The sequence below is a fragment of the Mycobacterium sp. 23 genome (genome assembly GCF_048287075.1).
GTDB classification, from domain to species: domain Bacteria; phylum Actinomycetota; class Actinomycetes; order Mycobacteriales; family Mycobacteriaceae; genus Mycobacterium; species Mycobacterium gordonae_B.
Window position 1 is genome coordinate 3,503,709 of sequence record NZ_JBLVUX010000005.1, and the last position, 17,979, is coordinate 3,521,687.

The following is a 17,979-nucleotide window of genomic DNA, read 5'->3' on the forward strand; positions in this document are numbered from 1 at the left end:
GCGTCAGGGCGCGACAGCGTCCGCCTCGGCGTCGGCGTCCTCCGCGCGCTTTTCCCGTTTCTCCCAGCGCCGCAACGCTTCCCGGCAGGGCGACTCGACCAGGGCGTAGCTCACCGCGGCTATCGCGATGCCGAAGAGCAGGGTCAGCGCCAGCACCGTCGGCATATGGCCGTTGAAGGCGAAGATGCCGAGCACCGGGAACACCATGTCCAGTGCGGCGAGATGCCAGATGAACAGGCCGTACGACCAGCGGCCCAGCGTGACCATGAGCGTGCTGCCCAGCAGCCGGTGGGGGGTGTCGGGCCGGTCCAGCACCAGCGGCGCCAGCAGCGCGAACGCCACCACCGAACCCATCGCGGTCTTTACCGAGAATTGGGCGGCGCTGCTGGGCACCAGACCCGCCGGCCCGGCCAGCGGCGACGCCGCCACCAGGTAGGCCGCCACCGCGATCACCGCCATCACGAGGCGGTGGCGGGCCAGCCGGTGCACCCACCCGAACCGGCTGTGCACCAACTCGGCCAGCACCATTCCCGCGGCGAACCAGGAGAAATAGGCCGGCGGCCAGTTCAGGGGGTTGGCGCCGGGGCCGCCGCCCAGGACGGCCAGCGGCAGCCAGCCCCACGCCCAGCTGAGCGCGCCCAGCGCAGCGATCGCGGGCAGCCGCGCGCCGACCGGAATCCGCCGGGCCAGCCAGGCCAGGATCGGCAGCGCCAGATAGAAGGTCACCTCGACCGACAGGCTCCACATCTGGGTGAGGCCGCCGGTCAGGGTCAGGGGCACATAGATCTGGGTGAGCGTCAGGTTGGCCAGCCAGACCGTCAGGCTGGCGTGGTTGGAGTCCGGCAGCAGGGTCAGGATCACCACCACCGCCACCAGGTATGCGGGCATGATGCGGACCACCCGCGAGCGCAGGTAGTGACCGGTGCGCGGGCGAGGCTTGAGATCGCGTTCCGCGGCCGCGTGTCCGCGCCACAGCAGAAAGCCCGACAACGCGAAGAACACCGCGACAGCCAGGTCGAACCGGCCGAAAAGCCGGCCGTCGACCCCGCTGGAGTGCCCGGTCTGAAAGGCGACGTGGGTGACCACCACGCCGATGGCCGCGCAGGCGCGCATGCCCTCGACGGCGGGCAGGAAGCTGCGGGTGCCGCCTACCTCCTGGTCCTCAGTCACGGTCCCAGTCTGCCTGTGCGTGTTCGCGGCGGCAGCGGGTACACCTGGGCCCGCATCCCGTCCGTACATTGGGGCCTAGGTTCGTCCACCGGGGCACGACATTCTGCTGTTAGGGTCAAACGGGTTTGCCTCGCTGCTTGGTCAGGTCAAAGCGGGTCGCGACCGGTGTGCCCCGGACGAACTGATGGACCAGAAGGAGGTCACAGCAACGTGAACCGAGCAGTCATGTTGCGCATCGCCGCATGCGGAACTATCGGTCTCGGAGCCGCACTGCTGATCGCCGCGTTGTTGTTGTCGACCTATACCAGCAGCAGGATCGCCAAGATCCCGCTCAATCTGGACGCGACGCTGATCAGCGAGGGCAACGGAACCGCCATCGACGCGGCTTCCCTGTCCACCGACCGGGTCGTCGTCAACCAGAACGTTCCTCTCGTGTCCCAGCAGCAGATCAGTGTCGAAGCGCCCGCCAATGCCGACGTGGTCACCCTGCAGGTCGGATCGTCGGTGCGGCGCAGCGACAAGCAGAAGGACAGCGGGTTGATGCTGGCCATCGTCGACACCGTCACCATCAACCGCAAGACCGCGATGGCGGTGTCCGACGACTCGCACCCGGGCGGATACGTGCAGAAGCCGCGCGGCATCGGCGACGAGAACCCGCCGACCGCGATGCCGTTGCGCCACGAGGGCCTGGCCTACCGCTTCCCGTTCAACACCGAGCGCAAGACGTACCCCTATTTCGACCCGATCGCCCAGAAGCCGTTCGATGCCAACTATGACGGCCAGGAGGACGTCAACGGTCTGAGCACCTACCGGTTCACGCAGAACGTGGGCGTCAACAGCGAGGGCAAACCGGTGGCTCCGATCACCTATCCGTCGCTGTACGGCGGCAACGAGGACGGCAAGATCACCACGAGCGCGTCGATGTGGGGCGTGCCCGGGGAGCCGAACGAGCAGATCACCATGACCCGCTACTACACCGCGAAGCGCACCTTCTGGGTCGACCCGGTGTCCGGGACGATCGTCAAGGAAACCGAGCAGGCCCACCACTACTACGCCCGCGACGGGCTCAAGCCCGAGGTGACGCTGGTCGACTACAAGCTCACCTCCACCCAGGAGACGGTGGAGTCGCAGGTCAACTCGGCGCGCGACGAGCGCGACCGGGTGGCGCTGTGGTCGCGGGTGCTGCCGATCACGTTCACCGCGATCGGTCTGATCGCCCTGATCGGCGGCGGGGTGCTGGCCTCGTTCAGCCTGCGCACCGAGAGTGCGCTGACCGACCCCAGCCTGGACCGTGACGACACGGACTTCCTGCGCCGCGCCGGGCTGGAACCGCCGACTCCGGGCGCGGAAGCGGAGACCGAGAAGATTCCCACCCAGCGACCGGATCTGCATGAGGACGATCCGAGTCCGCCGGAGTTGGATCCGCCCAAGGATCCGCCGGACCCTGAGCCGCCGACCGAACGGACTTAGCGCGGCGACGATGCGGGCCAGAATGGCCCGAGGAGGAGCCGGGCAATCCAGACTCAGCGCGGCGACGATGCGGGCCAGAATGGCCCGAGGAGGAGCCGGGCAATCCAGACTCAGCGCGGCGACGATGCGGGCCAGAATGGCCCGGGTGGCCCGGCCGGCGTACGCCCTGGCACTGGCACTACTGGTCGTCGGACCACTGTTGGCGCCCGGTTATCTGTTGCTGCGCGACGCGGTGTCAACCCCGCGGTCCTACCTGTCCGACACCGCGCTCGGGTTGACCGCGGCGCCGCGCGCGACGCCGCAGGACTTCGCGGTGGCGCTCGCCTCACACGTGCTCGACGGTGGCGTGGTGGTCAAGGCGCTGCTGGTCCTGGGGTTGTGGCTGGCCGGCTGGGGTGCGGCGCGGTTGGTCGCGGCGGTGCTGCCCGATGCCGGGGCCGGCGGCCAGTTCGTCGCGATCACCCTGGCGATCTGGAATCCGTATGTCGCAGAGCGGCTTCTGCAGGGCCACTGGAGCCTGCTCGTCGGCTATGGCTGCCTGCCGTGGGTGGCGACGGCGATGCTGGGGTTGCGCACCGGGGGTGGGTTCTTCAGCCTGGCTTTCTGGATCGCGCTGGCGGGGCTGACGCCGACCGGGCTGATCCTCGCCGCGACGGTGGCGCTGGTGTGCGTGGCCGCTCCCGGGACGGGACGGCCCCGTTGGCTCTGCGCGGGGGTGTCCTTGGGTTTCTCGGTGGTCGGCGCGCTGCCGTGGCTGACGGCGTCGCTGGTCGGGTCCTCGTTGAGCGTGGGCAACGGCGCCGGCGTCGACGCCTTCGCGCCCCGTGCCGAGCCCGGTCTGGGCACCCTGTTCAGCCTGGCCGGGCTGGGCGGGATCTGGAACGGTGCGGCGGTTCCCGCCTCGCGGACAACGCTTTTCGCGGTGCTGGCGGTTGTCGTGTTGCTGGGGCTGGTGGCGGCGGGATTGCCCCGCGTCGTCCGCCTGAGGGCCGCGGTCCCGCTGCTGGCGCTGGCGGCGGTGGCCGTGGTGGTGCCGGCCGCGCTGGCGACCGTCCCCGGATTGCACGTCCTGCGTGCGGCGGTGGATGCCGTGCCGGGTCTGGGCGTGTTGCGCGACGGACAGAAGTGGGTGGCGCTGGCCATGCCCGGCTACGCCGTGGCTGTCGCGGGCGCGGTGGTGACACTGCGACGATGGTTGCCGTCGGCGGTCACCGCGGTGGCGTGCTGCGTGGCTCTGGTGTTGGTGTTGCCGGATCTTGCCTGGGGGGTGTGGGGCAGGGTCGCGCCGGTGCGCTATCCGTCCGGGTGGACGGCGGTGGCAGCCAGGATCAACGCCGACCCCGGCCCTGTCGCGGTGTTACCCGCCGGCACCATGCGGCACTTCGCCTGGTCGGGGGCGGCTCCGGTGCTCGACCCGTTGCCCCGCTGGGTCCGTGCCGATGTGTTGACCACAGGCGACCTGGTGATCTCGGGAGTCACCGTGCCGGGAGAGGGCGATCATGCCCGGGACGTGCAGCGGCTACTGCTGTCAGGAGAGGAGCCTTCGAGGCTGGCTGACGCCCTTTCGAAGGCGGGGGTGGCATGGCTGGCGGTCGAGTCGGGCAGCCCCGGCGACATGGGTGCCAGCGCACGCTCGGTCGCCGGTCTGACACCGGCCTACCGGGACGACGACATCACACTGTTCCGGATCGGCGGCACCAGCGCCGCCGCCTCCGGCCGCCGGCCTGTGGTGCTGGCGCATCTCGCGTGGCTCGCACTGCTGGTGGCCGGCGGCACGGGTTTGGCGTTGCAAACGAGAGCCGCACGACGCGCCAGGGTGAGTGGTCCAGATCACCAATGAGTTACGGCGACAATGCGTTTCAGCTCCTGTGACAGTCCGCCTTCTGGCCAAATTCATACGAAAACTTATTGATGAAGCAGATTTCGCTATATAGCCTTCTTTAGGTAGCGACGACGACCGCCGTGCCCGAAGGAATCTGATGCCACTCGACCGCACCACTCGACCCGAATCGTCGAGCAAGCGAGCGCAGGGAGTACTGCTCGGCTACAGCGGCGTCCTGGCGTTCATCGCCGGCTTCGTCAATGCGGTGGCCCTGCTGCTGCTGGCCTTCCCGGTCGGCAACCTCACCGCGGTGACGACCCAGCTCGGCATGAACACCGCCAACCCGTTGCTCTACGAGGGGCACATCCTGGCGGCGATCCTGCTGGGCTTCTGGGGCGGCGCCATCACCGCCGGAGCCATCCTCGGCAATAGCCAGCACCTACCGGGCCCGCGGCATGCGGCGGTGTTGACCGTCGAGGCGACCCTGCTGATACTCGCCGCCCTCGGCGTCGAAGAAACTCAGGTCAGGGCCGCCATCGAAGCGCTCGGAGTCGAGCAGACCGCGGTACAGGCGATGTTCGCCGCCGCGGCCCTCGGACTACAGAACGGACTGACGTCGAGCTTCCGCGGGATGGCGATTCGTACCACCCACTTCACCGGCACGGTGACCGATCTGGGGCTGATGCTCGGCCGCGCCCGCCAGCAGGGCATCGAGAAGTGGAAGGCGGCGGTCCTGTCGCTGACTCTCGTCCTATTCCTGGGGGGCGGCGCCGCTGGCCTGTTGATGGGCACTTCGCTCGAGGGTTATGCCCTGCTGGTGCCGGCGGCCCTCTGCGCGACCGTCGCGGCGATGAGCTGGGTGCGGGGCCGGGCATTCACGATGCCGTCGCTGATCTCGGCATCAGCGCGGCGCGTCGAAGAACCCGCTGCCGCGACCGCGTAGATGCCCGCTCACAGGACGCCGCTGACGTCCTGTCCCGCCTGAACCGCGTCCAGGACCAGGCGCAGCGCGTCGGCGCTCTGCCGCCAGGAGAATTCGGCACTGCGCACCTGCGCCTTCGCACCCAGCTGCTCACGTAGCACCTCGTCGGACAACAACTGTTCGAGCCGGTCGACCAATTCGGCGCGGTCGTCCACCAGGACGCCGGTGACCCCGTCGATGATCGAGTCGGACAGACCCCCGGAGGATCGGTACCCGATGGTCGGCACGCCGTGCTGGCCCGCCTCGACCACCGCGAGGCCCCACCCCTCCTTGCGCGACGGCAGCACCTGCACCCAAGAACTCTGCAGCACATGGTGTTTGGTGACGTCGTCGACATGGCCGTGGAAGGTGACAGCGTCGGCGATGCCGCGCTGCTGCACGCGCTCGACAAGCCGCTCGCGCCACCATCCGCCGCCGACGACGTCGAGGTGCAGACCGGGGATGCGGGAGCGCAGGTCGGCGATCGCGTCCAGCGCGTCCTCGATCTGCTTGTGTGGCACCAGCCGCGACAACACCACCACGCGGGGCGCGGCCGACCGCGGGCCGGACAGCGTCTGCGTCGGTGCCTCATCAAGACCGTTGCGCACCACGGCAATGCGCTCGCCGTCCACCCCGAGCGTCACCAGGTCCCGCGCGGACGGCAGTGACACCGTGACGTATTGGTTACCTCGGTGCAGCCACGGGGACAACGTCGACTCGACGAACCAGCCGACCCGGGACAGCACCGGGCCCGCGACCGGCCACTGCTGGCGGTGGCAGTGATGCACCAGGACCACCGCCCGCCTGCCGTAGATCAGCCGGGCCAGGAACGGTAGTCCGTTCTGCGTGTCGACGACGACGTCGGGTTTGACGTGCCGCAGCGAACCGATCCGGAGTTTGGCGAGCGCCATGGCGAGCATCGCCCAGATGTAGACGGTGTACGGCCCGCCGGCGCGGCTGACGCGGACGCCGTCGACGACCTCGTGCCGCGCGGAGCCCGGATAGCGGGCGGTACGCAGGGTGACGGCGACGCCGGCGCCCGCCAGCTGTGCTCCGATGCGCTGCAGGTAGGTCTCGCTGCCACCGCCCTGCGGATGCCCGGTATCGCGCCAGCACAGCAGCAGCACGGATCGCAGGTCAGACATTGATGACCAGCCTAACGGGCGCAGGCCGTACCCAGCAGCGGCCGGTGGTTGCCCCCCGCAGTTGAAGTCGTTATAGCATCCGATGCGTTCATGTATCATATATAGGACATCGACCTCTGCACGCTCAGAAAGGGGCAAATCGTGTCAGAAACCGCGCTGGCCTCGCAGCCCACCCGCGCACCCGACCTCGATTGGCGCTCACGGGCCGTGTGCGGGACCACGGACGCCGAGCTGCTGTTCGTCAACGGAGCACAACAGCGTCAAGCTGCGTTGATATGCCGGAACTGCCCGGTCAAGCGGGAGTGTGCGACCGTCGCGCTCGACAACAAGGTCGAGTACGGCGTCTGGGGCGGACTGACCGAGCGGCAGCGCCGGTCATTGCTCAGAAAGTATCCCGACGTCAAATCCTGGGGCGCTTTCCTCGCCCGTCGCCATGCTCAGCGCGCTCCCGCAGGCAGCGGATAGGCGAACGAAACGAAAGGCTCTTTCCGATGCCATCGACCAGCCGACGTCACGCCGGCCTACTTGCGGCCGCTCTCGCCGGCGCCGCCGCGCTGAGCGCGAGCCTGACCGGGTGCAGCCACACGACGTTCTCCCCCACGGTCGAGGGACCCACCGTCACCTATACCGGCGGCGCCATAGCGGCGACCAACGACGCCAAAGTGGTCGTCGACGGCCAAGAGCACAGAGTTGACGGCCAGATCGCCTGCATCGCCCTCGATGGTGGGGAGACGATGATCTCGATCGGCAAGGAACCCGTCGCGGTCAAGATCACGCTGACCGTCAACCGCGAATCACCGCGGGTGCGGATGGTGATTCTGCAAAACCTGGTCGGTTACACGCTTTTCGTGATGGACCCGCCGCAGAAGGGACAGGCGTCGGCGAGTAAGGACGGCAAGCGCTACACCATCGGTGGCACCTCATGGGGCCTCGACACCCACAACGACGACGTCAAGAAGACCTTCCGAATCCAATTCACCTGCCCTTGATCGGCGGCCCGCCCGTAGGGTGTGCCGCGTGGCCCGTCCTGTCCAGCCGACCGACCTCTTCGCGCGACGGGCGACCCTGCGCAGGTCGGTTCGGCTGTTGTCGGAGTTCCGCTACGAGCAGCCCGATCCAGGGCGGTTCTACGGAGCGCTGGCGGCCGACACCGCGGTGATGGTGGGCGATCTGTGGCGGGGATCAGGGGGCGGATCCCTGGCCGGTCGCACACTGCTCGACGTCGGCGGCGGCCCCGGATACTTCGCGTCGGCGTTCACCGACGCCGGGGTCCGCTACATCGGAGTCGAGCCCGACCCTTCGGAGATGCACGCAGCCGGACCCGTCGCCGGCGACGGCTCGAGCGTCGCGGTGCGGGCATCGGGCATGGCACTGCCGTTCGCCGACGACTCCGTCGACATCTGCCTGTCGTCGAACGTGGCCGAGCACGTGCCGCGACCGTGGCAGCTGGGCAACGAGATGCTGCGGGTGACCAAACCGGGCGGACTGGTGGTGCTGTCCTACACCGTCTGGCTGGGCCCGTTCGGCGGGCACGAGATGGGCCTGACGCACTACCTCGGCGGCTACCGGGCGGCAGCAATATATGCCCGCCGGCACGGCCGGCCGGCCAAGAACAACTACGGATCGTCGTTGTTCGCGGTGTCCGTCGCGGACGGTCTGGACTGGGCCCGCGCCACCGGGTGCGCGGTGGCGACTTTCCCTCGGTACCACCCGCGATGGGCCTGGTGGCTGACCTCGGTGCCGGTGCTGCGCGAGTTCGGGGTGAGCAATCTGGTGCTGGTCCTCTCGCCCCGATAATGGAACATGTTCTAATCTTGCGCCGCCTTGGGTAGGGTGGCGCCCATGAGCCCGCTGGCAACGATGCAGGGCGGAGCGATGAGGAGGAGCGGCCAATGACCATGACGAAGAGCGACACGACCGAGTACGACAAGCTGTTCATCGGCGGCAAGTGGACCGAGCCGGCGACCTCTGAGGTCATCGAGGTGCACTGTCCGGCCACCGGTGAATATGTCGGCAAGGTCCCGCTGGCGACAGCGGCGGACGTCGACGCGGCGGTGGCCGCGGCCCGCGCCGCGTTCGACAGCGGTCCGTGGCCCTCGACTCCTCCCAAGGAACGCGCGGCCATAATCGCCAAGGCGCAGCAACTGCTCGAGGAGCGCAAGGAGCTCTTCGCCAAGCTGCTCGCCGATGAGACCGGCCAGCCGCCGATGACCATCGAGACCATGCACTGGATGGGGTCGATGGGGGCGCTGAGCTTCTTCTCCGGCCCGGCCGTCGACCAGGTGAAGTGGCGCGAGGTCCGCAACGGCTCCTATGGGCAGACGATCGTGCACCGGGAGCCGATCGGCGTGGTCGGCGCGATCGTGGCCTGGAACGTGCCGCTGTTCCTGGCGATCAACAAGCTGGGCCCGGCGCTGCTGGCCGGCTGCACGGTGGTTTTGAAGCCTGCCGCCGAAACACCCTTGACCGCAAACGCTTTGGCCGAGGTGTTCGCCGACGCCGGCTTGCCCGAAGGGGTGCTGTCGGTGGTACCCGGCGGTATCGAGACCGGGCAGGCGCTGACCTCCAACCCCGACGTCGACCTGTTCACGTTCACCGGCAGCTCGGCGGTCGGCAAGGAGATCGGCAAGCGGGCCGCGGAGATGCTCAAGCCGTGCACCCTGGAGTTGGGCGGCAAGTCGGCGGCGATCGTGCTCGAGGACGTCGACCTGGCCTCGGCCGTCCCGATGATGGTGTTCTCCGGGATCATGAACACCGGGCAGGCCTGCGTCGGGCAGACCCGAATCCTGGCGCCGCGGTCCCGTTACGACGAAATCGTGGATGCGGTAAGCGCTTTCGTGCAGGCGCTACCGGTCGGACCGCCGTCGGACCCGGCCGCGCAGATCGGCTCGCTGATCTCGGAGAAGCAGCGCGCCCGGGTCGAGAGCTACATCGCCAAGGGTAAAGAGGAAGGCGCCCGGGTGGTGTGCGGCGGCGGCCGTCCCGAGGGCCTGGACAACGGATTCTTCGTGCAACCCACCGTGTTCGCCGACGTCGACAACAAGATGACGATCGCACAGGAGGAGATCTTCGGGCCGGTGCTGAGCATCATTGCCTATGACACCGAGGAGGACGCGATCAAGATCGCCAACGACTCGGTGTACGGGCTGGCCGGCAGCGTGTGGACGACCAACGTGCCCAAGGGAATTGAGATCTCGGAGAAGATTCGCACCGGTACGTACGCGATCAACTGGTACGCATTCGACCCCTGCTGCCCGTTCGGCGGCTACAAGAACTCCGGCATCGGGCGGGAGAACGGGCCCGAGGGCGTCGAGCACTTCACCCAGCAGAAGAGTGTGCTGATGCCGATGGGCTACACGGTCGAGTAAGCCTGCCGAGCAGACGGTTCACCGCCGAATGTGAATTAGGTGGCGCGACACGCTGATTGAGCGTCGTGTGGTTCCCGCTCGAGGGGTGGAGCGCAGCGGCCGACGTCAGCGGCCGGAGAACCTGGCCTGCCGGCGCTCGATGAACGACTGCACGCCTTCTGCGGCGTCCTCGCTGGCGAACAATGCGGCGACGTCGGGACGCAACCGCTCGATCGCCGCCGCCTCAGCCTGCTCGCGGGCCAGCTGCGCCGACTCCAGCGTCGCCCGCACGCCCAGCGGCGCGGCACGCTCGGCGATGGTCTGAGCGATCTCCCGGCCCCGCGCCAGCGCCGCCGCGCCATCTTCGGCGACCTCCTGCACCAACCCGATCCGGTGCGCCTCGGCGGCGTCGAACTCGTCGCCGGTCAACAGCCAGCGCATGGCGTTGCCCCAGCCGGCCTCACGGGGCAGGCGGATGGTCGCGCCACCGAACGGGTAGATGCCGCGTTGCACCTCGAGCTGCGTGAAACGGGTTCCGGCCGCCGCGATCCGGATGTCGGCGGCCAGCAGCAGCTCGATACCCAGCGTCATGCACCAGCCGTGGGCAACGGCGACCAGCGGCGTCGTCCAGGCGCCGTCCAGACGCCACGGGTCGCGCCCGCCCTCCGGCATCGGCGACTCACCCGACGCGATGCCGGGACCGACGTCGACCAGGTCCAGACCGGCGGTGAAGTGGTCACCGTGGGCGAAGAGCACACCTGCCCGCACATCGGGGTCCGATTCCAGTACCGCGTAGGCGCGGGACAGATCGGCCAGCATCTCGCGATCGAACGAGTTGCGCTTGTGCGGCCGGTTCAGGCCGATCAGCAGGACGTGTCCGTCCCGCTCCAGGGACACCGTGTTGGTCATGGCTTGAGTGAACCGCAAATATATGGATTATGCAATAGTGCATAACCCGAACTCATACCCAGATCACAGGTTGATAGCGAGCAGTTGCTTACTAAATCCCTGTAATATATGATGCTTAGCATATTCATGGGCCGGTCCCCGGCGCATGAGGCGCAACACACCTGCGGGGAGCAGCCATGTGGATCATCGAGCTCAATATCGCCGGCCATACCTTCACCCGCGAGATGCCTGACCTGCGCCGCCGCCCCTTCCGGCTGAGCGGCCGCCACCTGCACTGGCCCGCCATCCGGCACCCCCACGAGCCGTCGCACGCGGCATGACACCCAGCAGCACGAAGCGGGTCGGCACCCGGGACAAGATGCTGATCAGCGCCGCCCATGTGATGCGGGAACGCGGTGCCGCGGGGGTGACCATCGACTCCGTGCTGGCACGCAGCGGCGCCCCGCGCGGTTCGGTGTACCACCACTTCCCCGAGGGCCGTAACCAGATCCTGGCCGAGGCGCTGCGCTACGCCGGTGACTCCATCACGGCCACCATCGACAACGCGGTCGACCGCGGGGCCAAAGCGTTGCTCCGCGAGTTCGTCGAATTCTGGGAACGTTTGCTGACCGAGTGTGATTTCACCGCGGGGTGCCCGGTGGTCGCAGCCGCGATCGGTTCGGCTGACGAGGAACTCGAACTGTCCACCGAAGCCGGCCTGATCCTCGGTCGCTGGTGCACCGCGCTGAGCCGGGCATTCGTCACCGACGGATTCGACGACGCGGACGCCGCCTCGCTGGCGGTGATGTCGATATCAGCGCTGGAAGGCGCAATCGTGCTGTGCAGATCGACCCGCAGTGTAGTCCCACTGCGTCAGGTCGGTGACCAACTCGAATTCCTGATCAAGGCAAGAGAATTCGTTCGGCGCAATGGATTGGACGATAAGCGCGCCGGATAGGACGCTTATTGGATTTGCTCGCGTTTTGTTCGAAAGCTCCAACAAGCTGCGTGATCGGGTTACGCTCCGACGAGGTCCATGGTTGCCTGTCGGGAGGTAAACGGATGTCGTACGTGTTCGCATCGACGGAATTCCTGAATTCTGCGGCCGCCGATCTGTCGAATATCGGTTCAGTGATCACCCAGGCGAATGCAGCCGCGGCGTTGCCGACCACGGAAGTGCTGGCCGCGGGCGCGGACGAAATCTCGGCGGCGGTGGCGGCCCTGTTCGGTGTCCATGCGCAGGGCTACCAAGCCCTCAGCGCGCAGGCGGCGGCCTTCCATCAGCAGTTCGTGCAGGCGATGAGCGCTGGGGCCAATGCGTACGCGACCGCAGAAGCGCTGAACGTCGGACCGCTGCAACCGTTGCTCGACGTGATCAACGCGCCGACGCAGGCGCTGCTGGGCCGCCCGTTGATCGGCAACGGTGCTGACGGAACTGCGCTGAACCCCAACGGCGGGGCCGGCGGACTGCTCTACGGCAACGGCGGGAACGGTTTCAACGGTGCCGGTGGCAGAGGCGGCGACGCCGGCCTGTTCGGTAACGGCGGCAGCGGCGGGTCCGGCAACACCGGCGCGCCGGCTGTACCCGCCGGAGCCGGCGGCGCCGGCGGCACCGGCGGGTGGCTGTACGGCAACGGCGGGGCCGGCGGGGCCGGGGGAGGCAACAATGGCGCCGCGGCCGCCGGTGGCGGCAGTGGCGGTCGCGCCTGGTTGCTGGGCAGCGGCGGGGGCGGCGGGGCCGGCGGGGACGTCTCGGGGCTGGTCTTGACGCCCGCCGGGAACGGCGGCGGCGGCGGGGCCGGCGGATTCCTGTGGGGCAACGGCGGCGCCGGCGGGGCCGGCGGTAGCTCGCTCACCCTCGGCAGCCCCGCCACCGCGGGCATCGGTGGAAACGGCGGCGATGCCTTCCTGTTCGGCAACGGCGGCGGCGGCGGCAACAGTGGGATCGGTGCCACCCAGGGCTTCGGCGGCAACGGCGGCCACGCCGGACTGTTGATCGGCAGCGGCGGCGACGGAGGCACCGGCTTTGTCAGCGGCACGGGCGGCCTCGCCGGCAAGGCCGGGTTCCTGATCGGCGACGGTGGCAACGGCGGCAGTGGAGGCGTGGGACAGGCAGGCGCTAACGCCGGCTATCTGTTCGGTAACGGCGGTGACGGCGGCAGCGCCGTGACCAGTTCGAACGGCAACGCCGGCTTCGGCGGCCGCGGTGGCGACGCCGGGCTGATCGGCACGGGCGGCAACGGCGGGTGGGGCGGCTCCGTCGCCGCCTCTGCCACCCTGCCCGGCAACGGCGGCGCCGGCGGCGCCGGTGGCAACGGCGGCCTGCTGTACGGGAATGGCGGCTGGGGCGGGCCGGGTGGCAACGGTGGTAACGGCAGTCCGCTGGGTGCGGCCGGTCATGGCGGCGACGGCGGTCGCGGCGGATCCGCGAGCCTATTCGGCAACAGCGGCACCGGCGGCCACGGCGGTGCCGGCGGGGCCGGCGGAGGACCGTTCGGTGGCGGCAATGGCGGCAACGGCGGCCAAGCCGGAAGCAGCGGCATCATCTCCGGCGTGAACGGGGCCGGCGGTAACGGCGGCAACGGCGGCATCGGATCTCCGGGCATTTCCGGTGGCGCCGGCGGCGTTGGTGGCCACGGGTCCAACGCCAAGCTGATCGGCCAGGGTGGGGACGGCGGGTTCGGCGGCGCAGGCGGCGCCAGCGATGTGGTCGGGGCCGGTGCGGCCGGCGGTCAGGGCGGGGGCGCCGGTGACGGCGGAATGCTGTTCGGCAGCGGCGGCTGGGGCGGCTGGGGCGGCGCCGGTGGCCTGAATACCGGCGGTATCGGCAGTTCCGGTGGTCCCGGTGGTAACGGCGGCAACGGCGGCGTCGCCTTCTTCATCGGTAATGGCGGTCCCGGCGGCGGCGGTGGCGCCGGTGGCACCGGCTTCACCACCGGGACCGGCGGGAACGGCGGGGCCGGCGGTGCCGCCGGACCCTTCGGCAAGGCCGGCACACAGGGGCCGAACGGCTGACCCGGCCGCAGCGGCGGCTCGGCGTCGGTCAGTCGCTGGCGGGCAGCGGTTTGACCTCTTTGAGGGCAAGCTTGGTGTCGCCGACGCTCAGGCTGCCCGCGCCCGGCTTGGTCACCAGCACCTCGGCGCCTGTTTCGTCGACGTAGCGCTTGCCCATCACGCTGCCGTCGGCGAAGGCCGGGTCGAGCGAACCGGAACGCTCGGCGCCCATCTCCACCATCGGGGCGCCGCCGCAGCGCAGGTCGTCGAGGCTGTCCGCGCTGCGGACGACGATGACTTGGGTGTCACACACCTGGCTGGCCAGGCGGGTTCCGTTCTTGATCATGTTTGCGCCCCTGCTAGGTTCTCGATGATCTCCCGGCGAAGTACCTTGCCGGTGGCGGTGGTCGGCAGCTCGTCGCGGAACACTACCCGGTCCGGCGTGCGTGACCCCCGCAAACTCTTTCGGACATATTCGCGCAGTTCGTCGGGGTCGGGATCGACGCCGTCGCGAGGCACCACCACCGCGACGATTGCCTGTCCCCACTGCGGGTCTTCGACACCGACCACCGCGACATCGCGCACGTGGGGGTGCTCGATGAGAACCTCCTCGAGTTCGGCGGGGGCGATGTTCTCGCCGCCGCGGATGATGGTGTCGTCGCTGCGCCCGCCGATGAACAGATAGCCGTCCTCGTCGATCATGGCGATGTCTTTGGTTGGGAACCAACCGTTTTCGTCGAGCACCGAACCGATCCCGGCATAGCGCCCGGACACCTGCTCGCCGCGGACGAACAGTTCGCCCGTCTCCCCCGGCCCTAGCACGGTGCCGTCCTCGCCCCGGATCTCGACCTCGATGCCCGGAACCGGCCGGCCGACGGAGCCCAGCCGCCTGGCGACCGCGGCGTCGGCCGCCGCGTGCGCGTCGCGGTGGTCGTCGGGTGTGAGCACCGCGATCGTCGAGCTGGTTTCGGTGAGGCCGTAGGCGTTGACGAAGCCGACGTCCGGCAGCAGTTCCAGGGCCCGCCGGACCAGTGGCAGGCCCACTTTGGAACCGCCGTAGGCGAGGTTGCGCAGCGCGGCCAGCTTATGCTGACCGGTCTCCAGCACGTTGACGATGCGATCCAGCATGGTCGGCACCACGGTGGCGGTGGTGACGCGCTCGTCGTTGACCAGCCGCACCCACTCGTGGGGGTCGAAGTTAGTCAGATACACCATCTTTCGGCCGGCGTACAGGTTGGACAGCGCGGCTCCGACCCCGGCGATGTGATAGGGCGGCACGCAAATCAGCGCGGCGTCTTCGGTTGCGGCCGAGTCGAATTCGACGGTTCCGGTGATGTAACTGGTCAGATTGTTGTGGGTGAGCTCGACGGCCTTGGGTTGCGAGGTGGTGCCGGAGGTGAAGAGCACCACGGCGACCGAGTCCGGATCGGCGAACTCCGCGGCGGCCTCGGCGCTGCGGGCCAGCGTGAGGAATTCCTCGGAGCCCAGCGCCCTGGCGTCGCCGATCATGTGCCGGTACCGGTCGTCGACAATCACCAGCGGTTCGGGCAGCCGCTGGATCAGCGCCTGGATGCCCTCGGCGGAAAGGCGGTAGTTGATCGGGGTGAACGGCAACCCGGCCCGCGCCGAGGCGAAGATCAGCAGCGGCAGCAACGCGCCGCCGGCCCCGACGTAGACGACGTGCCGAGCTCCCGAGCCAGCCAGGACGCCCGCACCACCGTCAGCCAGGTCGCTGAGCTGCTGCGTCGTCAGCCGCAGGTCCCCGGCCACCAGCGCCGTGCGCTCGGGGTTGCCCGACGCAGCCATCTCCAGCAGCAGCGAAACGCTCATTCCTCGATCCCTCTAGGATCCCGCGACCGTTACAAATCTTGCCGATAGTGTAACCCATGCCGCTCGGGCGTCACCGCCGGTCCGCGATCAGGTGCCCGTCCAGCGTGGGGGACGCTTCTCGGCGAAGGCGATCGCGCCCTCCTTCGCGTCGTTGGACATGAAGATCGGGGCGAGGATCTCGATCTGCTTGGTGAACCGGTTTTCCAGTGTCCAGCCACGGGATTCGGTGATGATGCGCTTGGTGGCGGCGACCGCGAGCGGACCGTTGGCGGTGATCTTCTCGGCCAGCGCGATCGCCGCGTCCAGTGCTCCGCCCGGCTCGGCGAGCACGTTGACCAGGCCCAGCTCGTGTGCGCGCTCGGCCGAGAGTTGGTCGCCGGTCAGCGCAAGTTCCATGGCGATCGCGTACGGGATGCGCTCGGGCAGCCGCAGCAGACCACCGCCGCCGGCCACCAGACCGCGCTTGACCTCGGGGATGCCGAAAGCCGAATTATTAGCTGCCACAATCAGATCCGTGGCCAGCGCCAGTTCCGTGCCACCGGCCAGCGCATAACCCTCGACCGCGGCGATCAGCGGCTTGGCGGGCGGGCGCTCGGTGAACCCCAGGCCGCGCCCGGCGATCGCGACGTTCTCGCCGCGGGCGAACGCCTTGAGGTCCATGCCCGCGCAGAATGATCCGCCGGCGCCGGTCAGGATCGCCACCGACAGGTCGGCATCCTCGTCCAGACGATCCATGGCGTCGGCCAGCCCCTGACTGGCCGCCGCGTTGATCGCGTTCTTGGCCTTGGGGCGGTTGATGGTGATGATCAGGATCCGGTCCCGCTTTTCGGTCAGGATCTCGGGTTCGCTGTTAGCTTCGTCGCTCACAGTGCCGATGGTAGCGGGCGTCGCGCGTGACGAATCCGCCGGTCGATGTAACGTCGCATCACGCCTGCGCCATCGCCTCGGCCACGACCGTCAGATCTTCCGAAAGCCCTGCCGCCCTGCGTATCTCGACGAACTCGGCGATCATCGCCTCGGTCACCTCGTGCGGGTCGTTCAGGGTGGCGCCATCGGTCAGCACCGAGATGTTGAGTTGATCGACGTAGCTCCACACGGTGATGTTCAGGCCACTGCCCGCCGTCAGCGGACCCACCGAGTAGATCTCGGTGACCAGCGCTCCGCCCACCCGGCCGCGTTCTCGGGGACCGGGGACGTTGGAGATGTTGAGGTTGAGCACCTTGTTCTGGCCGTCGCGGCTGGACAGCCAGCGGAACATCGCCTCGGTACCCGACGGCGGCCAGTAGGCGGCCCAGCGGCTGATCAACTCCGGCCCGAGCAACTGGTGGCTCTCCTTGGCGGACACGGCGTTGTCGTGTGCGGCGCGGACCCGCTCCAGCGGGTCGTCCAGGTCACACGGCAGCGCGACCATCATGCCGCTGAAGTAGTTGCCCGAGATCCGCTCTGGGTCGAAGTTGAAGCTGACCGGCACCGACGCCAGCAGCGGCACCGCCTTGCCGTCGTAGCGCACCAGCAGCTTGTGCAGCGCGCCGCTGGACAGGGCCAGCACCATGTCGTTGATGGTGGCGCCGAGCTTTTTGCCGGTCTCCTTCACATCTGCCAGCGCCAGGGTGGCGGTGGCGAACCGGCGCTCCGGGGTGAGCATGTGGTTCATGAACGTCGGTGGCGGGGTGAACGGCATCGTCAGCTCCGGGGAGAGCTTGCGCGAACTGCGCCGCACCCGCCGGATGCCCTGGGCGGTGTAGCGGACGGTCGCGGGGATGCGTTTGATGTGGCGCATGTGGTCGACGAACGCGGTGTTGATCAGTTCGCGTTTGGTGGGCGCCGGATCGGGCGTGTAGGAGCTGAGCTGCGGCGTCGGCATGAGATCCATGCCGTGCGCCATGAGGTTCGCCGAGGCGACACCGTCGGCCAGGGCGTGGTGGATCTTGAGCACCACCGCGATACGGTCGTCGGCCAGCCCCTCGACGAAGTACATCTCCCACAACGGGTGCGAGCGGTCCAGCGGTGTGCTGGCGATCTGCCCGATGGCCTCGTCGAGTTCGCGACGGCCACCCGGGGCGGGCAGCTGCCACGGGCGGATGTGGTACTCGAAGTCGACGTCGCAGTTCTCCCGCCACATCGGGTGGTGGAACTTGTAGGGGACGTCAATCAGCTGATAGCCCAACGGGACCAGCTTGTCCATCCGCCCGGCGATCACCTGACGAAACGCGTCGATGGTAAAGCCGCGGCTCTCCGGATCGAGTTCGATGACGGCGACCTTGATGGTGTGCATGTGCACGTTCGGCGTCTCGCTGTACAGCAGCACCGCGTCCCAGCCGGTGAGCCGCTTCACCGCAGTCCCCTACCCAT

General features: G+C 68.7%; 17 protein-coding genes. 10 read left to right on the plus strand and 7 right to left on the minus strand.

Annotated elements, in window-relative coordinates; genetic code table 11:
- Positions 1–3 precede the first annotated feature (3 nt).
- Positions 4–1,239: an acyltransferase family protein gene (locus ACNQS7_RS17480; RefSeq protein ID WP_418013509.1), complete on the minus strand. Its 1,236-nt coding sequence runs from the start codon at positions 1,237–1,239 to the stop codon at positions 4–6.
- Positions 1,240–1,380: 141 nt separating this feature from the next.
- On the opposite strand from ACNQS7_RS17480, the gene ACNQS7_RS17485 reads away from it, so the two are divergent.
- The 3 genes from ACNQS7_RS17485 to ACNQS7_RS17495 all read left to right on the plus strand — a co-directional run bounded on the left by ACNQS7_RS17485 (position 1,381) and on the right by ACNQS7_RS17495 (position 5,405).
- A complete protein-coding gene (locus ACNQS7_RS17485) occupies positions 1,381–2,640 on the plus strand; it encodes a DUF3068 domain-containing protein (RefSeq protein ID WP_418013510.1) in 1,260 nt (419 codons plus the stop codon).
- 136 nt (positions 2,641–2,776) lie between these two features.
- The gene (locus ACNQS7_RS17490; protein WP_418016037.1) at positions 2,777–4,480 is read left to right on the plus strand and encodes a hypothetical protein; all 1,704 of its coding nucleotides are present in this window, start codon (positions 2,777–2,779) and stop codon (positions 4,478–4,480) included.
- A gap of 139 nt (positions 4,481–4,619) precedes the next feature.
- Entirely contained in the window at positions 4,620–5,405 is a 786-nt protein-coding gene (locus ACNQS7_RS17495) for a YoaK family protein (protein WP_418013511.1), read from the plus strand.
- Between the two features lie 8 nt (positions 5,406–5,413).
- On the opposite strand, the gene ACNQS7_RS17500 is transcribed toward ACNQS7_RS17495, so the two are convergent.
- Entirely contained in the window at positions 5,414–6,568 is a 1,155-nt protein-coding gene (locus ACNQS7_RS17500; RefSeq protein WP_418013512.1) for a glycosyltransferase family 4 protein, read from the minus strand.
- A 141-nt stretch (positions 6,569–6,709) separates the two neighbouring features.
- Between ACNQS7_RS17500 and ACNQS7_RS17505 the strand changes: the two genes are divergently transcribed.
- The 4 genes from ACNQS7_RS17505 to ACNQS7_RS17520 all read left to right on the plus strand — a co-directional run bounded on the left by ACNQS7_RS17505 (position 6,710) and on the right by ACNQS7_RS17520 (position 9,936).
- Positions 6,710–7,033 (plus strand): WhiB family transcriptional regulator, encoded by a 324-nt coding sequence (locus ACNQS7_RS17505; protein ID WP_418013513.1) that lies wholly within the window; start codon positions 6,710–6,712, stop codon positions 7,031–7,033.
- Between the two features lie 26 nt (positions 7,034–7,059).
- Positions 7,060–7,557, plus strand: coding sequence for a lipoprotein LpqH (locus tag ACNQS7_RS17510; RefSeq protein WP_418013514.1), 498 nt, complete (start codon positions 7,060–7,062; stop codon positions 7,555–7,557).
- A gap of 28 nt (positions 7,558–7,585) precedes the next feature.
- The gene (locus ACNQS7_RS17515) at positions 7,586–8,365 is read left to right on the plus strand and encodes a class I SAM-dependent methyltransferase (RefSeq protein ID WP_418013515.1); all 780 of its coding nucleotides are present in this window, start codon (positions 7,586–7,588) and stop codon (positions 8,363–8,365) included.
- A 101-nt stretch (positions 8,366–8,466) separates the two neighbouring features.
- On the plus strand, positions 8,467–9,936 hold the full coding sequence (locus ACNQS7_RS17520) for an aldehyde dehydrogenase (RefSeq protein WP_418016038.1): 1,470 nt from the start codon (positions 8,467–8,469) through the stop codon (positions 9,934–9,936).
- A gap of 105 nt (positions 9,937–10,041) precedes the next feature.
- Here the strand turns inward: ACNQS7_RS17520 and ACNQS7_RS17525 are convergent, their stop codons facing one another.
- A complete protein-coding gene (locus ACNQS7_RS17525; RefSeq protein ID WP_418013516.1) occupies positions 10,042–10,824 on the minus strand; it encodes a crotonase/enoyl-CoA hydratase family protein in 783 nt (260 codons plus the stop codon).
- Positions 10,825–11,000: 176 nt separating this feature from the next.
- Between ACNQS7_RS17525 and ACNQS7_RS17530 the strand changes: the two genes are divergently transcribed.
- The 3 genes from ACNQS7_RS17530 (at position 11,001) to ACNQS7_RS17540 (ending at position 13,818) form a co-directional block, all read left to right on the plus strand.
- Positions 11,001–11,144, plus strand: coding sequence for a hypothetical protein (locus ACNQS7_RS17530; RefSeq protein ID WP_197048015.1), 144 nt, complete (start codon positions 11,001–11,003; stop codon positions 11,142–11,144).
- Positions 11,141–11,761 carry a TetR/AcrR family transcriptional regulator gene (locus ACNQS7_RS17535; RefSeq protein ID WP_418013517.1) on the plus strand — a complete coding sequence of 207 codons (621 nt, stop codon included), beginning with the start codon at positions 11,141–11,143 and terminating at the stop codon, positions 11,759–11,761. The genes ACNQS7_RS17530 and ACNQS7_RS17535 overlap by 4 nt, the downstream gene beginning before the upstream one ends.
- Before the next feature lie 104 nt (positions 11,762–11,865).
- A complete protein-coding gene (locus tag ACNQS7_RS17540; RefSeq protein WP_418013518.1) occupies positions 11,866–13,818 on the plus strand; it encodes a PE family protein in 1,953 nt (650 codons plus the stop codon).
- Between the two features lie 28 nt (positions 13,819–13,846).
- Here the strand turns inward: ACNQS7_RS17540 and ACNQS7_RS17545 are convergent, their stop codons facing one another.
- From ACNQS7_RS17545 to ACNQS7_RS17560, 4 genes are all read right to left on the minus strand, one after another.
- Positions 13,847–14,143, minus strand: a complete 297-nt coding sequence (locus ACNQS7_RS17545; RefSeq protein ID WP_418013519.1) for a hypothetical protein — start codon at positions 14,141–14,143, stop codon at positions 13,847–13,849.
- A complete protein-coding gene (locus tag ACNQS7_RS17550; RefSeq protein WP_418013520.1) occupies positions 14,140–15,627 on the minus strand; it encodes a class I adenylate-forming enzyme family protein in 1,488 nt (495 codons plus the stop codon). Before ACNQS7_RS17550 ends, ACNQS7_RS17545 begins: the two co-directional genes overlap by 4 nt.
- Positions 15,628–15,714: 87 nt before the next feature.
- On the minus strand, positions 15,715–16,494 hold the full coding sequence (locus tag ACNQS7_RS17555; protein ID WP_055576564.1) for a crotonase/enoyl-CoA hydratase family protein: 780 nt from the start codon (positions 16,492–16,494) through the stop codon (positions 15,715–15,717).
- Positions 16,495–16,552: 58 nt separating this feature from the next.
- Positions 16,553–17,962, minus strand: a complete 1,410-nt coding sequence (locus ACNQS7_RS17560; protein ID WP_055576563.1) for a WS/DGAT/MGAT family O-acyltransferase — start codon at positions 17,960–17,962, stop codon at positions 16,553–16,555.
- Positions 17,963–17,979: the final 17 nt, after the last annotated feature.

Coding starts and splice junctions, on each gene's coding strand:
- ACNQS7_RS17480 (WP_418013509.1), bottom strand. CDS start 1,239: ATGTACGGACGGGATGCGGGCCCAGGTGTACCCGCTGCCGCCGCGAAC.
- ACNQS7_RS17490 (WP_418016037.1), top strand. CDS start 2,777: ATGGCCCGGGTGGCCCGGCCGGCGTACGCCCTGGCACTGGCACTACTG.
- ACNQS7_RS17495 (WP_418013511.1), top strand. CDS start 4,620: ATGCCACTCGACCGCACCACTCGACCCGAATCGTCGAGCAAGCGAGCG.
- ACNQS7_RS17500 (WP_418013512.1), bottom strand. CDS start 6,568: ATGTCTGACCTGCGATCCGTGCTGCTGCTGTGCTGGCGCGATACCGGG.
- ACNQS7_RS17510 (WP_418013514.1), top strand. CDS start 7,060: ATGCCATCGACCAGCCGACGTCACGCCGGCCTACTTGCGGCCGCTCTC.
- ACNQS7_RS17520 (WP_418016038.1), top strand. CDS start 8,467: ATGACGAAGAGCGACACGACCGAGTACGACAAGCTGTTCATCGGCGGC.
- ACNQS7_RS17525 (WP_418013516.1), bottom strand. CDS start 10,824: ATGACCAACACGGTGTCCCTGGAGCGGGACGGACACGTCCTGCTGATC.
- ACNQS7_RS17530 (WP_197048015.1), top strand. CDS start 11,001: ATGTGGATCATCGAGCTCAATATCGCCGGCCATACCTTCACCCGCGAG.
- ACNQS7_RS17535 (WP_418013517.1), top strand. CDS start 11,141: ATGACACCCAGCAGCACGAAGCGGGTCGGCACCCGGGACAAGATGCTG.
- ACNQS7_RS17540 (WP_418013518.1), top strand. CDS start 11,866: ATGTCGTACGTGTTCGCATCGACGGAATTCCTGAATTCTGCGGCCGCC.
- ACNQS7_RS17545 (WP_418013519.1), bottom strand. CDS start 14,143: ATGATCAAGAACGGAACCCGCCTGGCCAGCCAGGTGTGTGACACCCAA.
- ACNQS7_RS17550 (WP_418013520.1), bottom strand. CDS start 15,627: ATGAGCGTTTCGCTGCTGCTGGAGATGGCTGCGTCGGGCAACCCCGAG.